The sequence below is a fragment of the Gulosibacter sediminis genome, assembly GCF_030011715.1.
Taxonomy (GTDB): domain Bacteria; phylum Actinomycetota; class Actinomycetes; order Actinomycetales; family Microbacteriaceae; genus Gulosibacter; species Gulosibacter sediminis.
Window position 1 is genome coordinate 25,402 of the sequence record NZ_JASCYH010000002.1, and the last position, 14,666, is coordinate 40,067.

The window sequence follows — 14,666 nt, forward strand, 5'->3', positions numbered from 1 at the left end:
TTGCGGGCGCGACGAGTTCATTCGTCGGCCAGGTTCTGCTTAGGTTCGCCTGACTTGGCGGGGTCGGATGCGGTTTGGTATACGGCGCGAACAAAGAGCACAGTGAGCACGATCACGAGCGCGAACAGGGGCGCCCCCATGACCAAACGGGCAACCCCGAGGGCCTCGACGGCGCCAGCAAAATAGAGCGGCAACTGCACCGCGAGGCGAGCCAGGAAGAACGCGACCCAGACGCCAGTCGCCAACTGCATCCACCACATCAGCCGCCGCGAGGCGCGCCACTTGGTGCCGTCGCCAAACAGGAAACCCGAGATGACGCCGATGATCGGCCAGCGGACGAGCATCGAGAGCAACAGCCCGACCGCGTAGGCACCGTTGGTCCAGAACCCGACAACGAAGTACTGCGTACCCTCGCCACTGCGCAGCGCGAGGAACCCCGAGACGACGAGCCCGAGCAGGCCGCCGACCGCGGATGCGGCCGGCTCGCGGCGCACCAGGCGCACGATAACGAATGCGAGACCGATCACGGCGGGCACGCCCACCGAGAGCCAGAGGTCCTTCGTGAGCACGTAGAGCACGAGGAACGCGATGCCCGGCAGCAGCGCCTCGACGAGGCCGCGCCAGCCGCCCATCGCGGTGAGCAGCGCTGCCGACATCGAGTCGGTCTCGGCGACGCGGCCGAGCGCCGAGTTGCGCGCGGCGGCGCCAAACTTCTGCTGCAGTTCGTCGCCGCTCGGGCCCTCAGCCGCCGTGTCGCGCTCGCGCGGTTCGTCGCTCATGTCGTCACTGTTCCGTTAGGCCTGAAGCTTGCGCTTCGCCGCCTGCGCGGCGGCTTGCTTCTGCATTTGCTCGGCCATCGCCTTCGGCACCGTGAGCTCGAGCAGGTCGCGGGGCGGCGCAGCACGGCCGCCACGCACCACGATGACGCCGCGGAACAGCGCGAGCATCTCTTCGAGCTTCTCGTCGTCGCGGGTCGCGGCACCGCTCACGACACCGCGGAGGAACCACCGCGGGCCGTCGACACCGTAGAAGAAGGCGCCGCGGCGCGGCGCGGCGCCCTTCTGGTTCGCCACCTGTGGCAAGAACGTGTGCAGCGCCGTACCGAGATCCGACTCGACCTCGGTCACCTCGCCACCCTGCTGCGTGACGGTCGTCTTGAGCTTGCTGCGCACATCCGCCCAGATGCCCGACGAGCGCGGAGCGGCGAACGCCTGCACCTGCAGCGTCGAGCCGTTGAGGTCGAGTGCAACGGCGATGACCCGGCGCGTCTTCTCGAGAAACTCGAGGCGCAGCGCGAGCCCCTCGCGGGCAGGGATGCGCAGGGCGCCAAAGTCGATGTAGCCGCTCGGGTTCGTCGCGGCGTCGGCCTCAGACTCGTCGTAGGGGCCCTCCTCAGCACGGTCGGCCGGGGCCTCCTTCTCGAATTCCTCGGGCTCCGCCTCGTCGGTCTCGGCGTCGACCTCGAGCTCGTCATCCTCGACGACGAGCTTCTCCGCCTTCGGCACATCCTCCTGCTTGCGGAACATGTCAAACAGACCCATTCACGGGCTCCTCTCCTGCCTGCGTCGCGGTCGCGCCGTGCGCGTATCCGCTCGAGCCGAATCCTGCTTCCCCGCGCTCACCCTCGGGCAACACATCCACCTGCGAGAACACGACGGCGGGAATCGGCACTACTAGTAGCTGGGCGATGCGGTCGCCCACGTTGATCGTGTACGGCTCGCGAGCATCCGTATTCAGCAGCGAAACCTTGAGCTCGCCACGATATCCCGCGTCGATGACGCCCGGCGCATTCACGATCGTGATGCCATGCTTCGCGGCGAGACCCGATCGTGGTGCGACGAGTCCGACCGTACCGGTCGGCAGCGCGATCGCGGTGCCGGTGCCAACGAGCGCGCGCTCGCCCGGTTGCAAGGTCAGCTCCTCGGCCGAGAGCAAATCGGCGCCAGCGTCGTTCGGATTCGCCCGGTAAGGCCGGGTGCCGGTAAAGGGGATGTCGTAGTGGCCACTCACGCTACGTAGGCTAGTCGACCGGGGGAAAGCTCTATTGAATCGAGCACCGAGAACTCAGGAATCCACGCGGTGACGGTGATTGCATAGCAGGGTGAATTACCGCGAACGAGTCTCCCCGTCCCTCTCGATGTACATCGCCGGGGCACTCATTGTGCCGGCGATGATCGTGGTATTTCTGCCGATCAACACCCTCGTCGGCGTGATCCTCGGTATCGCCCTGTACGGCGGGTACGTCGCCTTTCTCGTCAGCAGCTCCCCCGTCATCGAGGTCAGCGACGCGACCCTGCGCGTCGGCGCCGCCCAGATTCCGCTGCGCCATGTCGGCGCCGTCACCGCCAACGAGACCGTGCCAGCGGCCCGCCACGCAGCGGGTCCAGGCCTGGATGCGCGGGCCTGGACGAGCCTGCGCGGCTGGGTCCGCACGAGCGTGCGCGTCGAGATCCCCGACGAGCGCGACCCGATCCCTTACTGGCTGTTCTCGACCCGCCGCCCCAAGGAGCTTGCGAAGGCGCTGGATGCGGCAGTGGCTCAGCTTCCGAAGCGAAGCTGAGCCACTGAGCGCGCGGGCGGTGAGTTAGCCGGCGCAGTCCTTACAGACCGGGTTGCCCTGCGTCGAGTGCGACGAGAGCTGCGAGCGGTGCTTGATGAGGAAGCACTCCATACAGGTGAACTCGTCGGCCTGCGGCGGAATCACGACGGTCTCAAGCTCAATATCACTGAGATCGCTGTCCGACAGGTCAAACCCGTGAACACCATCACCCTGGTCGATGTCGACATTCGCGGAAGCCGAGGCGGGTACTCGTTCCTTCAGCGCTTCGATCGAGTCGGTGTCTTCTTCTGTTTTACGAGGGGCATCGTAGTCAGTTGCCATTACCATCCAATAGCTCAAGAACGTGGCAGGGAAACACCCCTGCTGGCGCGCAATTATGCACGACATTTGCAGCCCGCGCAACGCGACCTTGGGCGGAACTCGCTGAGAGCGAATATTTCGGCGGCGCGCGAGCCAGTTGCCGCACTCTTTCGGGCTTATCTGTGAAGCTTTTTGGCGATAGAGGAGGCTCAAATGCAGGAACTGCGGTTCGTCAGCGTCGAGGACGGCTGGATGCTCGCCACCAACGAAAACGGTGACCGATTCCGCCTTCGTGTCGACGACACGCTGCAGGCCGCACTCCGGCCGCAACGCCAGGTGCGCAGCGCCGGCCCGAAGGTGCCGCCACGTGAGATCCAGCAGCTGATTCGCGCCGGCCACACGGTCGACGAGGTCGTGGCCGAGACCGGCGCCGACCGTGAGACGGTCGAGCGCTTCGAGGCGCCGATCATTGCTGAGCGCGGCTACATCGTCGAACAGGCGCGAGGGGTGCCGGTGCGACTACAGCAGCAGGTTGACCCGCTCTCGAGCGAGGCCACGAGCTTCGGCGTCGCGATCGACGCGCGCCTCGAGCAGCTCGAGGCACGGCAGGTGCGCTGGGATGCCTGGCGCGACCCCGAGACCGGCTGGCACGTTGGCCTCAACTTCGTCACGGGCGACGTCGAGCGCCACGCGCTGTGGAAGTTCGACACGAAGGGCCACGCGCTGCGCCCCGACTCCCCCGCGGCCGTCACGCTGTCGCAGCAGGGCGAGGTGCAGGGCATGCGCGGGCCGCACCTGCGCGCTGTCGCCCACGAGCATCCCGAGGGCGTGATTCCCGTCGCTGAGAAGGACGCCCCCGCGGCGCCCGAAGCGAGCGAGGCCACGAGCTCGGCCACGACCTACGAGACCGCCGACCTGCTCGAGCAGCTGCGCCGCCGCCGCGGCGAGCGCCAGCACACGGTCTACGACGAGATGGCCGAGTACCAGGACGACGACGAGCTCGTCATCGACGGCCCGGCCGACGCGTCCGAGCCACAGGCGCGCGTGACGCCGTTCGCGGCCGCGAGCGCGCAGCCCGACGAGTCGCCGGCGGAGCCCGAGGCTGAGGTCGACCCCGAGCACGATCCGGTCGCGCTCGACGACGACGCGAACCAGCTCGACCTCGCGGTCGACGAGGCCGAGCAGGCACCGTCGCAGTCGCGCAAACGCACCGGCGCGCGCCCGGCGATGCCGACGTGGGACGAAATCGTCTTCGGTACTCGCACTGACGACTAGCGCCGACTCGCGCGCGAGTCGGCTAGCGCACGAAGGCCCCGAGGCGTACGAGCGGCACCGTTGTCTCTTCCGGTGTGACCGAGCCGTGCTGGCCGATCATTTGGCGCATGCTCGCGGGCATGGGGCGCACGTAGTACGAGACATCGCCGACGGCCGCGAGCACGACGTCGCCAATGCGGTCGAACACCTCTGGGTCGACATCGTCGCCGTACCAGCCGCGCGCGATCGCCTCGTCGCGGGTGAGCGCGACGGCGAGGTCGCCCTCGGCCGCTCGCAACCGGCTCGCGAGCACCTCGCGGTCGAGGTCGGTGGCGTCGTCGGGCAGGTAGATGTGCCGCAGCCGCGGCTCCCCCGCGACGGCAACCACGTCGCTCGGCAAAGCGTCGTCAATGTCGCGCTGTCGCTCGCGAGCGACATCGACCATGCCGTGGTCGGCGAGCAGAAGAATCCCGATGTCGTCGGGTACGAGCTCGAGCAGGCGGTCGATCGACGCATCGAGCTCCTCGAGCCGCACGGTCCACGCATCCGACTCCCACCCCTGTGAGTGGCCCGTCTGGTCGAGTTCGGCGTGGTACAGGTAAATGAGCGGATGCGCGAGCTCGCGCGCCGCCTGCGCGGCCACTTCACTGCGATCGCGCATCGTCTCGGCACCGAGGTAGTCGGCGCCGCGCAGGCTCGCGAGTGTGAGCCCGGACTCACGGTAATCCTCGACCGAAACGACAACGGGGCTCGCGCCACGAACCGTCTCGAACACGGTGTCGCGCAGCTGCCAAGTGTCGGGCGGCATGTTCGTTCCCCAGCCCGAGAGCTGGTTCAGGTACATGCGCTGCTCGCGGTCCCACACCGAGTACGCGACCATGCCGTGGTCACCAGCCCGGCTCGCGGTCGTGAGCGAGGTGATGCCCGAGACCGTGGTTGAGGGGAAGCTTTGCGCGGTGCCGTCGTTCCAGGCACGCGTGATCGTGCGCGCATGCCCCGAGCGGGCCCGGAGCTGATGCGCCCCGAGGCCGTCCACGAGGATGACGATGGCGCCGCGAACTTCGGGGAGGTCGAGCCGCCCCGTCGCGTCGGGCGACGGCACGCCCATCGCGGCAAGGCAATCGGGCAACACGTCGGCGAGGAGCGGCTGATCACCCGGTGATTCCACTAACGTAAACGGCATCTGAGTATCTTTTCACACTCGCAATGCCCGGCCGGAACGCCGTTTTGGCGTGCGACAAGGCAGGTGGATGCAACAAATGGCGACGGGCGCAAACGGCGAACGCATTGAAGACGTTGACGTCTCGGGCGAGATGCAGGGGTCGTACCTCGAGTACGCCTACTCCGTCATCTACTCTCGCGCACTGCCCGACGCCCGCGACGGCCTCAAGCCCGTGCAGCGGCGCATCCTCTACCAGATGACCGAGATGGGTCTGCGCCCCGACCGCGGGCATGTGAAGTCGGCCCGCGTCGTCGGCGACGTCATGGGCAAGCTGCACCCCCACGGCGACTCGGCGATCTACGACGCGCTCGTGCGCCTCGCGCAGCCGTTCGTGCAGCGGGTCCCGCTCGTCGACGGCCACGGCAACTTCGGCTCGCTCGACGACGGCCCCGCCGCGCCCCGCTACACCGAGGCCCGCCTCACCGCCGCGGCCCTTGCTCTCACAGACTCGCTCGACGAAGACGTCGTCGATTTCGTGCCGAACTACGACAACTCGCTGCAGCAGCCGGAGGTGCTGCCCTCGGCGTGGCCGAACCTGCTCGTCAACGGCGCCTCGGGCATCGCCGTGGGCATGGCGACGAATATGGCGCCGCACAACCTCGGCGAGGTGATCTCGGCCGCGCGGCACCTGCTCGCGCATCCCGACGCCACGCTCGAGGACCTCATGGAGCACGTGCCCGGCCCCGATCTGCCGGGCGGTGCCCGCATCGTCGGCCTCGACGGTGTACGCGACGCCTACGCGAACGGGCGTGGCTCGTTCACCATGCGCGCGACGGCATCGATCGAGCACGTCACCGCCCGCCGCCTCGGCATCGTCGTCTCCGAGCTTCCGTACCTCGTTGGCCCTGAGAAGGTCATCGAAAAGATCAAGCAGGGCGTGCAGTCCAAAAAGCTTGCCGGCATCTCGCAGGTCACCGACCTCACCGACCGCAAGTCGGGCCTCAAGCTCGTCATCGAGCTGAAGACGGGATTTGCGCCCGAGGCCGTGCTCGAACAGCTCTACCGGCACACCCCGCTCGAAGATTCCTTCCACATCAACAACGTCGCGATTGTCGACACCGCGCCGAAGACGCTCGGCCTACGCGAGATGCTCGACGTGTATCTCAAGCACCGCATCAGCGCGGTGCGGCGCCGCAGCCAGTTCCGCTTGAACAAGCACAAGGACCGTCTGCACCTCGTCGACGGCCTGCTCATCGCGCTCGTCGACATCGATGAGGTCATCGAGATCATCCGGTCGTCCGACGACGCTGAGGCCGCCCGGAGCCGGCTCATGCTCGTCTTCGACCTTTCGGAACGCCAGGCCGAATACATCCTCGAGTTGCGCCTGCGTCGCCTCACGAAGTTCTCGCGCATCGAGCTCGAGACCGAAGCCGACGAGCTGCGACGCAAGATTGCCGACCTCGAGGCGCTCCTCGCCGACGAGCAGTTGCTGCGCCAGGCCGTCAGCCAGGAACTCAGCGACACGTCTGACCAGTTTGCGACGCCGCGCCGCACCGTGCTCATCGCCGACGACACCGAGATTCGGGCGGCAAAGCAGAGCGCGAAGTCGGGCGAGGCGTCGCTGCAGTCGAGCGACGACCCGACCCGCGTCATCTTCTCGGCGAGCGGACGCATCCTGCGCGTCAACGTGGCCGAGGGCGAGACGTTCGTGCGCCCGAAGCGCCGCACGAAGCACGACGCGATCCTCGCCGAGATCGCGACCACCACGCTGAGCGACATCGGTGCCGTAACGAACCGCGGCATCGTCTACCGCATGACCGCCGTCTCGCTGCCCGCCTCGCCGGCTAGCTCAGTGCTGCTCACCGGTGGCGTCATGGCGCGCGACTACTTCGGCATCACCGACAAGGCAGAGCGAATCGTGGGCCTCGTGCCGTTGAGCGTATCGACGCCGCTCGCCATTGGCACCCGCAACGGCGTCGTCAAGCGTGTGAACCCCGCCGAGTGGGGCAAGCAGCACGAGCTCTCGGCCATCGCGCTCAAGGGCGATGACGAGGTGGTGGGCGCCGCCCGGGCCGACGACGCGGACGACCTTGTGTTCGTCACGTCCGACGCCCAGCTGCTGCGGTTCGAGGCGTCGAACGTGCGTCCGCAAGGGATCGGCGCCGGCGGCATGGCCGGCGTGCGGCTCAGCGACGGCGCGCGGGTCATCGGTTTCTCGGTCGTTACCTCGGCGCAGCGCGACAACGCGGTCGTCGTGACCATCGCCGAGCCACCGAGCGACGAAGCGCTGTTCGCCGACGTCGAGGGCAGCGCGAAGGTCACCCCGCTCGCCGAGTACCCGACCAAGGGCCGCGGCACCGGCGGCGTGCGCGCGCAGCGCTTCGTGCGCGGCGAATCGGCCCTTGCGATCGGCTGGGTCGGCCCAGGCCCCGCGCACGCGAATGCGAAGGACGGCGCGATTCGTCAGCTGCCCGAGCTGGTCGCCCGCCGGGATGCGTCGGGCACCAAGCTCGAGGGCACGGTCGCGTACGTGGGTCGCGCGATGGGCCAACCCGCCTAGGCGGGGCTGGTCAGCGGCCTGTGAATGTGGGCTTGCGCTTCTGCTGGAACGAGGCGAAGCCCTCGCGATAGTCTTCGGTCGCGCAGAGGTCTGCCTGCGCGTGGTTCTCGGCCGACATAGACTTCCACAGGCCAACTCGCTGATCGCGGATTTGCTGCACGAGCTCCTTCGAGGCGTTGAACGCGAGCCTGGCTCCCGAGGCCGCCTTCGCCGCGCGCACGCGCGTGAATTCGAGCAGTTCGACGTCGGCGACCCAGCGGCTAAACAGCCCCTGCTCGACCGCCTCGCGGCCGCTCATGAACTCGGCCGTGTAGATGAGGTCGAGCGTGCGATGCGGCCCGAGGCGCTCTGTGAACAGCCAGTGCCCGCCCGAGTCAAGCGTCGCCCCGAGGTTCGCAAACGGCGAACCAAGCTTCGCCCGTTCGGCGACGTAAACGACGTCGCACGCGAGCGCGAGCCCGAGCCCGACCCCGAGGCAGGCGCCTTGCACCGCCGCGAATGTCGGCGCGGGAAACTCGCTGAGCGCGCGCATGACCGTCTCGACGCCACCCTCGAGATAGCCGATCACGTCGTCCTCGGCGGGGTCGACGCCCGAGATGTCGCGGCCAGCGCAGAATGCGCGGCCCTCGCCTCGCAGCACCAGCGCGCCAATCTCGCCCGAGTCGACGGCCGAGGCCGCCGCCCGAATCGCCGTCGCGAGCTCCTCAAGGTCGCCGAAGCCGAGCGAGTTGAGCCGCTCGGGCGCATCCAGGACAATCTCAATCACCCGGTCGGTCACCTGGGTCGTAATCACGGCGTGCCTCCTAGGCGTCGAAGTCCACCGCGACGCGATCGCTCGTCGGTCGCGACTGGCAGGTCAGTACGTAGCCGCGCTCGACGTCGTCGGCCTCGAGCGCGTAGTTCTCGGCCATGTCGACGGTGCCCTCGGTGACTTTCGCGCGGCAGGTGCCGCAGACCCCGCCGGCGCAGGCGAACGGCACGTCGGCGCGCACGCGCAGCGCCGCGTTGAGCACCGTCTCGCGGGCGGTCTTCGGCGACTTCACGTCGCCGGTCAGGCCGTCGAGCTGGAAGCTGATCTCGAAGTTCTCGCCCTCGGGGTCGACCTCGACCGGTCGCCCGGCGCTGCCCTGGGCGCCCTCGCCCGGCTGGCCGGTCGAGAACAGTTCGAAGCGCACCTTCGCGGCCGGCACATTGCGGCCATCCAGCTCGTCGCGGATGAGCTGCACGAGTTCGAACGGCCCGCAGAGGAACCACTCGTCGACCTTGTCGACATCGATGAGGTGCGTGAAGATCTGGCCGAGGCGGTCGGCGTCGATGCGCCCCGAGTAGATCGGCGCCTGGCGCTGCTCGCGCGAGAGCACGTGGTGAATCGCGAGCCGCGACGGGTAGCGGTCCTTGAGGTCAGCGAGCTCCTCGAGGAACATCACCTCGCTCGCGGAACGGTTCGCGTAAATCAGGTCGAGCGTCGTCTCAGGATGCGCGAGCAGGGTCTTCGCGATCGCGAGGATGGGCGTGATGCCCGAGCCGGCTGCGGCCGCCACGAAATGCGTGCGCCCCGCCGCGAGCGCCTCGCCCGAAACGGCCTCGGCATCGTTCATGCCGGTGAGCCGGTGCTGCGAGATGAACGCACCCTGCGGACTCATCACCTCGAGCGTCTCCCCCGCCTTGAGGTCTTCATTCGCCCAGGTCGAGAAGACGCCGCCGAGGTCTTTCTTGATGCCGACCTTGAGCACACCCGGGGTGGGCGCCTCGCAGATCGAATAGCTGCGGCGGATCTCGGTGCCGTCGATCTCGGTGCGCAGCGCCACGTACTGGCCCGCCACATAGTCGTATTCGTCCTGCAGTTCGGCGGGCACGGCGAAGCTCACCTCGACCGCGCTGTCAGTAAGCCTGCGCACCTGCGACACCTCGAGTGGGTGAAACGTCGCACGACGCTTGCCCGTGCCGGCGCCTTCGCCGGCCGACGAGTCGGATTTGTTCAGATTCGTAGCAGTCACTAGTGCACCTTGAAGTAATCGAAGGGCTCCTTGCATTCGGCGCACTGATACAGCGCCTTGCAGGAGGTGGAGCCGAAGCGGCTGAGTTCGTTGGTCTGGATGGACCCGCAGCGAGGGCAGCGTACCGAGAGCGAGAGGCGAGTCGCGCCGCGCTGCGCGCCGACGGCCGAGCGGCCGGAGGGCGGCGCGATGCCGTACTCCTCGAGCTTGCGCTTGCCCTCGTCGGTAATCCAGTCGGTGCTCCAGGCCGGCGCGAGCACGAGCACAACCTCGGGGTCGGCGTAGCCGGCCGACTCGAGCGCGTGCAGGAGGTCCTGCTTAATCGTGCCCATCGCCGGGCAGCCCGAGTACGTCGGCGTGATGATCACCTGCGCCGTGCCGTCGTCGGCGACGAGCGCATCGCGGAGGATGCCGAGGTCGGCGATCGTGAGCACGGGAATCTCCGGATCGGCAACCTGCGCGGCGACGTCCCACACCGCGCCCGCCCGGGCGTCGCTGGGCCGCGTCGACGTGTGGGGATGCACCTGCGTGTTCATGCCCCCACCTACCAGCTCGCGCCAGGGTGCTTCCGTGCCAGCACCTGCATCTCGGCGAGGAGGTAACCGAGCGACTCGCGGTGCTCGCCGCGGCGGCCTCCGGTGAGGGCCTGGGGCACCTCGGGCAGCGTGAGTCCGGCCTCGGCTAGCACCGAGGTCACGCGCGACATCACCGGCTCGCGCAGCGCGGATGGGCGCGGCGCGATGCCGTCGAGGCGATCGTGCAGCTCCTCGTCGTCGAACAGTTCGTCGAGGTAGGGCGCGATGTAGTCGAGCCCCGCCTGCAGTCGAGCGTTCGCCGCTTCGGTACCGATGCCGAGTCGCAGCGTCCACTGCTCGGCGTGGTCGACGTGGTAGTCGTACTCCTTCGCGGCCTTCTGCGCGATCGCCGCGAGAATCTCGTCCTGCGAGTGCGATAGGCGCGAGAAGAGCTCGAAGCCGTAGTGGGCCCAGACAAGCTGCCGGGCGATGGTGCGACCGAAGTCCTCGCTCTCGAGCTCGACAAGGTGCAGGCTGCGGAACTCCTCTTCCTCGCGGAAGTAAGCGAGGTCATCCTCGCTCTTGCCCCACGCGCTGCCCGCATAGGTGAGCAGCACGCGCGCGTGGCCGAGCAGGTCAAGCGCGATGTTGCTCAGCGCGATGTCTTCCTCGAGCTCGGGCGCGCGGGCAACCCACCAGAGGTTGCGCTGCGCGAGAATCAGCGCGTCGTCGCCGAGTCGTAGCGCGTACTGCGCGACATCCTCGCTCGCCTGCACATCGCGCTGGATCAGCTCCTCGCTCGTAAGCGCGTAGCCGGCCGAGATGAGGGTCGCGGAATCAAAGCCCGAGCCGCTCACAGGTGCTTCACCCCTTCGGACTTCGTGTAATAGGTCGCGTGGCGAAAGTTCTTGCCCTGCGACGACTCAAAGTAGGAGTCCTTGTGGTCGGGGTCGCTCGCGGTGATGTCGGTGCTGCGCACCACCCAGAGCGAAACGCCCTCGTTGCGACGGGTGTACAGGTCGCGCGCGTTGCGCAGAGCCATGTGTTCGTCGGGCGCGTGCAGCGAGCCAGCGTGTACATGGCTCAGGCCACGCGACGAACGGACGAACACTTCCCAGAGCGGCCACTCGTTGCGGCCCGCGGGCTGAACGGATTCGGTCGTTTCGGACATTTCACACTCTCCATCGAGTCGTCGCGGTGCTCCACCGCAACGAGAAAACTAGTACGGGCTACGCCACGCGGGTGGCGACGTCGGCCTGCTTCGCGGCGTAAGCCGCGGCAGCCTCGCGCACCCAGGCGCCGTTCTCGTGTGCCTCCTTGCGGCGGGCAAGGCGTTGCGCGTTCGCGGGGCCGTGGCCCTTGATGACGTCGAAGAATTCGGTCCAGTCGAGCTCGCCAAAGTCGTAGTGGCCGCGCTCCTCGTTCCACTTGAGCTCGGGGTCGGGCAAGGTCAGGCCGAGCGCCTCGGCCTGCGGCACGATCATGTCGATGAAGCGCTGGCGCAGCACGTCGTTCGAGAAGCGCTTGATGTTCCAATCCATCGACTGCTGCGAGTTCGGCGACTGGTCGTCCGGCGGGCCGAACATCTGCAGCGCGGGGCCGTAGAGGCGGTTCACGGCCTCCTGCGCCATCTGCTTCTGCGCGGGCGTGCCGTTCGAGAGCGAGTAGAGGATCTCCCAGCCCTGGCGCTGGTGGAACGACTCTTCCTTGCAGATGCGCACCATCGCGCGGCCGTACGGTCCGTACGAGCAGCGGCACAGCGGCACCTGGTTGCAGATCGCGGCACCGTCGACGAGCCAGCCGATCGCGCCCATGTCGGCCCAGGTGCGGGCCGGGTAGTTGAAGATCGACGAGTACTTCGCCTTGCCAGAGATGAGCTGCTCGGTCATGACGTCGCGCGGAGTGCCGAGCGTCTCAGCGGCCGAGTAGAGGTAGAGGCCGTGGCCGGCCTCGTCCTGCACCTTGGCGGTGAGAATCGCCTTGCGCTTCAGCGACGGGGCTCGGGTGATCCAGTTCGCCTCGGGCTGCATGCCGATGATCTCGGAGTGCGCGTGCTGGGCCATCTGGCGCGTGAGGGTCTTGCGGTAGGCGTCGGGCATCCAGTCGGCCGGTTCGACGCGCGTGTCGTCAGCGATGAGCTGGTCAAAGTACGTCTGCGCCCGCTCGAGGTCGAGTTCGTCGCGGCCGGGCAGCTCGGTCACATTGTTCGTCACTGTGTGTCTCCTTCGACTTGGCGGTGGCCGCGTGGGCGCACGCGACTACACGTCAGCAATTACAGAACGTGCGTTCAGTATATGTGTTCCACTCGAAAGGTCAAGCAGCCGACTCTCAGCGATATTTCGAATTTTCTGTAAGACTGTTCAGGAATTCACGAAGGAGTGAACCCATGACCCAGGCACCGTCGCCGACCACCAGGAATTCCGCTGTCGAATCCACCCCCACGTTCGACGAGCTCGCATCCTCCCACCGCATCCTGCAGGACGATTTTGCGAGCAAGTGGATGGGCATTCGCGTGCGCTCGTACGCGCCCGGCAAGGTCGAGATCGAGATGGAGCTTCGCCAGGAGATGCTCAACGGATTTGGCATCGCCCACGGTGGCATGGTGTTCGCGTTCGCCGACACGGCGTTCGCTCTCGCGTGCAATCCACCCGAGGACGACGGCACCATCACGGTCGCGCAGGGAGTCGACATCAACTTCCTCCGCCAAGCGACGCAGGGGCAAACCCTCACCGCTCGCGCCGAGATGCAGCACCAGGCCCGAAGCGGCATCTGCGACATCGAAATCTTCGCGCAGAGCCCCGACGACACCGAGGCACAACGCATCGCCCTCTTCCGCGGCCGCTGCCGGACCATCCGCAAGCCCGAGTAGCCACCGCCTCCACTCCCCCACCAATCGATCTGAGAAGGCAACGATTTCCCGTGGACCAGAAATTTGATCTCGACACGCTCGACCCCGAAGAGCAGATGAGCCGTGAGGAGCTCGACGCACTGCAGCTCGAGCGCCTCAAGTGGACCGTGCGTCACGCGTACGAGAACGTGCCGATGTACCGCAAAAAGTTCGACGAGGCCGGCGTCACGCCCGACGATCTGCAGGAGCTTGCCGACCTCGCGAAGTTCCCGTTCACGACGAAGGAAGATCTCCGCGAGAACTACCCGTTCGGCACTTTCGCCGTGCCGATGGAGCGGGTGCGCCGTGTGCACGCATCGTCGGGCACGACCGGGCGCCCGACCGTGGTCGGCTACACCGAGGGCGACCTCGACCGCTGGGCCCGCGCCGTCGCCCGCGTCATGCGACTCGCCGGCGCCCGGAAGGGCGACATCGTCCATAACGCCTACGGCTACGGCCTGTTCACCGGCGGTCTCGGCGCCCACGCCGGCATCGAAGCGGCCGGCCTTACGGTCGTGCCGATGTCGGGCGGCCAGACCTCGCGCCAGATTCAGATGATTCGGGACTTCTCGCCACGCATCATCATGTGTACACCCTCGTATCTGCTGACGATCCTCGACGAGATGCATCAGCAGGGCCTCGATGCCCGCGACACCTCGCTCGAGATCGCGATCCTCGGCGCCGAGCCGTGGAGCGAGCAGATGCGCGCCGAGATCGAGCGCGGCTTCGACCTCAAGACCATCGACATCTACGGCCTGTCGGAGCTCATGGGTCCCGGCATGGCGGGCGAGTCGGTCGAGCATCAAGACGGTGCGACGATCTGGGAGGATCTCTTCCGCCCCGAGATCGTCGACAAGGACGACCTCACGAAGGTGCTGCCAGACGGTGAGATCGGTGAGCTCGTGTTCACCTCGCTCACCAAAGAGGCCATGCCGATCATCCGCTACCGCACGAAGGACCTTTCGACGCTGCTGCCAGGCGACGCCCGCCCGAACATGCGCCGCATGAAGAAGGTCGCAACCCGCACCGACGACATGATCATCCTGCGCGGCGTGAACATGTTCCCGTCGCAGATCGAGGAGCTCGCGCTCGGCCAGCGCGCGCTCAGCCCGTACTACCACCTCGAGCTCACGCGCCCGAAGCGGATGGACGAGCTCACGGTCGTGATCGAGCGTCGCCCCGAGTTCACCATGGCTGAGGCCCAGGCCTGCGGCGAGCACCTGCGCCAGGACATCAAGATCCGCATCGGCTCCTCGGTGCGCATCCACATCGTCGACCCGAACACCGTCGCCCGTTCCGAGGGCAAAGCGAAGCGCATTTTCGACTACCGCGACCGGCGGCAGTCGGAGCTACCCGACCACTACCGCCCGCTCACGCGCTAACGCGACCACCGCATCCGGGACCCGCCACACCAGCGGGTCCCGTTTGCGT

General features: G+C 67.4%; 16 protein-coding genes. 5 read left to right on the top strand and 11 right to left on the bottom strand.

Annotation, left to right across the window (positions count from 1 at the left end; all coding sequences use genetic code 11):
• Positions 1–17 precede the first annotated feature (17 nt).
• The 3 genes from QM019_RS01300 to dut are packed head-to-tail and all read right to left on the bottom strand — an operon-like array spanning position 18 to position 2,010.
• On the bottom strand, positions 18–779 hold the full coding sequence (locus tag QM019_RS01300; RefSeq protein ID WP_282851556.1) for a DUF3159 domain-containing protein: 762 nt from the start codon (positions 777–779) through the stop codon (positions 18–20).
• Between the two features lie 15 nt (positions 780–794).
• A complete protein-coding gene (locus QM019_RS01305; protein WP_282851557.1) occupies positions 795–1,541 on the bottom strand; it encodes a DUF3710 domain-containing protein in 747 nt (248 codons plus the stop codon).
• Entirely contained in the window at positions 1,528–2,010 is a 483-nt protein-coding gene (dut, locus tag QM019_RS01310; protein ID WP_282851558.1) for a dUTP diphosphatase, read from the bottom strand. The genes QM019_RS01305 and dut overlap by 14 nt, the downstream gene beginning before the upstream one ends.
• A 91-nt stretch (positions 2,011–2,101) precedes the next feature.
• On the opposite strand from dut, the gene QM019_RS01315 reads away from it, so the two are divergent.
• Complete coding sequence (locus QM019_RS01315; protein ID WP_282851559.1) at positions 2,102–2,560, top strand: DUF3093 domain-containing protein; 459 nt, start codon at positions 2,102–2,104, stop codon at positions 2,558–2,560.
• 24 nt (positions 2,561–2,584) lie between these two features.
• Here QM019_RS01315 and QM019_RS01320 read toward each other — a convergent pair whose 3' ends face one another.
• Positions 2,585–2,881: a DUF4193 domain-containing protein gene (locus QM019_RS01320; protein ID WP_125105800.1), complete on the bottom strand. Its 297-nt coding sequence runs from the start codon at positions 2,879–2,881 to the stop codon at positions 2,585–2,587.
• A gap of 192 nt (positions 2,882–3,073) precedes the next feature.
• On the opposite strand from QM019_RS01320, the gene sepH reads away from it, so the two are divergent.
• Entirely contained in the window at positions 3,074–4,135 is a 1,062-nt protein-coding gene (gene sepH / locus QM019_RS01325) for a septation protein SepH (protein ID WP_125105799.1), read from the top strand.
• A 22-nt stretch (positions 4,136–4,157) separates the two neighbouring features.
• Here the strand turns inward: sepH and QM019_RS01330 are convergent, their stop codons facing one another.
• Positions 4,158–5,297, bottom strand: a complete 1,140-nt coding sequence (locus QM019_RS01330; RefSeq protein WP_282851560.1) for an alkaline phosphatase family protein — start codon at positions 5,295–5,297, stop codon at positions 4,158–4,160.
• A gap of 76 nt (positions 5,298–5,373) precedes the next feature.
• Between QM019_RS01330 and QM019_RS01335 the strand changes: the two genes are divergently transcribed.
• The gene (locus tag QM019_RS01335; RefSeq protein ID WP_282851561.1) at positions 5,374–7,836 is read left to right on the top strand and encodes a DNA gyrase/topoisomerase IV subunit A; all 2,463 of its coding nucleotides are present in this window, start codon (positions 5,374–5,376) and stop codon (positions 7,834–7,836) included.
• A gap of 10 nt (positions 7,837–7,846) precedes the next feature.
• Here the strand turns inward: QM019_RS01335 and QM019_RS01340 are convergent, their stop codons facing one another.
• From QM019_RS01340 to paaA, 6 genes are read right to left on the bottom strand one after another with little or no spacing between them, the layout of a single operon-like run.
• Positions 7,847–8,629 carry an enoyl-CoA hydratase/isomerase family protein gene (locus QM019_RS01340; protein WP_282851562.1) on the bottom strand — a complete coding sequence of 261 codons (783 nt, stop codon included), beginning with the start codon at positions 8,627–8,629 and terminating at the stop codon, positions 7,847–7,849.
• A 10-nt stretch (positions 8,630–8,639) separates the two neighbouring features.
• On the bottom strand, positions 8,640–9,833 hold the full coding sequence (paaE, locus tag QM019_RS01345) for a 1,2-phenylacetyl-CoA epoxidase subunit PaaE (RefSeq protein WP_282851563.1): 1,194 nt from the start codon (positions 9,831–9,833) through the stop codon (positions 8,640–8,642).
• On the bottom strand, positions 9,833–10,369 hold the full coding sequence (gene paaD, locus QM019_RS01350) for a 1,2-phenylacetyl-CoA epoxidase subunit PaaD (RefSeq protein ID WP_193127773.1): 537 nt from the start codon (positions 10,367–10,369) through the stop codon (positions 9,833–9,835). The genes paaE and paaD overlap by 1 nt, the downstream gene beginning before the upstream one ends.
• 8 nt (positions 10,370–10,377) lie before the next feature.
• Positions 10,378–11,205, bottom strand: coding sequence for a 1,2-phenylacetyl-CoA epoxidase subunit PaaC (gene paaC, locus QM019_RS01355; protein WP_282851564.1), 828 nt, complete (start codon positions 11,203–11,205; stop codon positions 10,378–10,380).
• A complete protein-coding gene (gene paaB / locus QM019_RS01360; RefSeq protein ID WP_193127771.1) occupies positions 11,202–11,519 on the bottom strand; it encodes a 1,2-phenylacetyl-CoA epoxidase subunit PaaB in 318 nt (105 codons plus the stop codon). Before paaB ends, paaC begins: the two co-directional genes overlap by 4 nt.
• A 58-nt stretch (positions 11,520–11,577) precedes the next feature.
• On the bottom strand, positions 11,578–12,561 hold the full coding sequence (paaA, locus tag QM019_RS01365; RefSeq protein WP_428831943.1) for a 1,2-phenylacetyl-CoA epoxidase subunit PaaA: 984 nt from the start codon (positions 12,559–12,561) through the stop codon (positions 11,578–11,580).
• 173 nt (positions 12,562–12,734) lie between these two features.
• On the opposite strand from paaA, the gene QM019_RS01370 reads away from it, so the two are divergent.
• Both QM019_RS01370 and QM019_RS01375 read left to right on the top strand, forming a co-directional pair.
• Positions 12,735–13,217 (top strand): PaaI family thioesterase, encoded by a 483-nt coding sequence (locus QM019_RS01370; RefSeq protein WP_125105792.1) that lies wholly within the window; start codon positions 12,735–12,737, stop codon positions 13,215–13,217.
• A 50-nt stretch (positions 13,218–13,267) separates the two neighbouring features.
• On the top strand, positions 13,268–14,617 hold the full coding sequence (locus QM019_RS01375; protein WP_428831944.1) for an AMP-binding protein: 1,350 nt from the start codon (positions 13,268–13,270) through the stop codon (positions 14,615–14,617).
• Positions 14,618–14,666: the final 49 nt, after the last annotated feature.